General features: G+C 53.1%; 1 protein-coding gene and 1 CRISPR repeat array. The gene reads left to right on the forward strand.

Features of this window, described 5'->3' with window-relative positions:
* A partial coding sequence (locus tag M6G53_RS24890) for an ATP-binding protein (protein ID WP_253334166.1) occupies nucleotides 1-299 on the forward strand: 299 nt, incomplete at its 5' end.
* A gap of 92 nt (nucleotides 300-391) precedes the next feature.
* Nucleotides 392-909: direct repeats of the CRISPR family, unit length 29 nt; unit sequence CGGTTTATCCCCACTCGCGTGGGGAACAC.
* Nucleotides 910-1,067: the final 158 nt, after the last annotated feature.

The following is a 1,067-nucleotide window of genomic DNA, read 5'->3' on the forward strand; positions in this document are numbered from 1 at the left end:
GTGTCATGGCCCCGAAGCTGCTTATCATCGATGAAATAGGTTATCTGCCGTTCAGTCAGGAGGAAGCCAAGCTGTTCTTCCAGGTCATTGCCAAACGTTACGAGAAGAGCGCGATGATCCTGACCTCCAACCTGCCGTTCGGGCAGTGGGACCAGACGTTCGCTGGGGATGCAGCCCTGACCTCGGCGATGCTGGACCGGATCTTACATCACTCACACGTAGTCCAGATAAAAGGAGAGAGCTATCGGCTGAAACAGAAACGAAAGGCCGGGGTTATAGCGGAAGCTAATCCTGAGTAAACAAGGTGGATCAATATTAAACCGTTGGTGGTGACGGTAAGTGGATCACTTTTTACCCGTTGTTGACAGCAACTCAAGGCGTCGAGCCATTTCGGTTTATCCCCACTCGCGTGGGGAACACATCGTTGTGGTCTGCGACCGCATCGTTATAGGCGGTTTATCCCCACTCGCGTGGGGAACACGTCGTATTTGGTTTTGCTGGAGGTGTGGTTACACGGTTTATCCCCACTCGCGTGGGGAACACAGTAACGGCACTTGCATAAACGGTTACTGACTCGGTTTATCCCCACTCGCGTGGGGAACACCACGCTGGTGCAGAAGCTCGGCAGTTTGCGTCCGGTTTATCCCCACTCGCGTGGGGAACACGACAAAAACATCTCGCGCTCTGCTGCGCGACGCGGTTTATCCCCACTCGCGTGGGGAACACCGGCACCCTTCCAGTTAAACCCTGTCCGCTCGCGGTTTATCCCCACTCGCGTGGGGAACACCTCATCGTTTTTCTGCTGAGCGTCATACGCGCCGGTTTATCCCCACTCGCGTGGGGAACACCATTATTGGATTCCTTCAAGTTGCTGTTTCAGCGGTTTATCCCCACTCGCGTGGGGAACACGTGCGAAAATAAATAAAGCCGCCTGTGGCAGCTAATGCCGTTCACTTAAGCCTCACGTGACTTATAGCTGAATGGATATTTAGGCGGAACATAAAGCACCGAACGATCATATCTTCGGTGCTTTCTTTTTTCCGGCAGAATGAAGGCCTTTACGTTTT

Origin of the sequence: Serratia nevei (assembly GCF_024160145.1) — a bacterium.
In the GTDB taxonomy this organism is placed as follows: domain Bacteria; phylum Pseudomonadota; class Gammaproteobacteria; order Enterobacterales; family Enterobacteriaceae; genus Serratia; species Serratia nevei_A.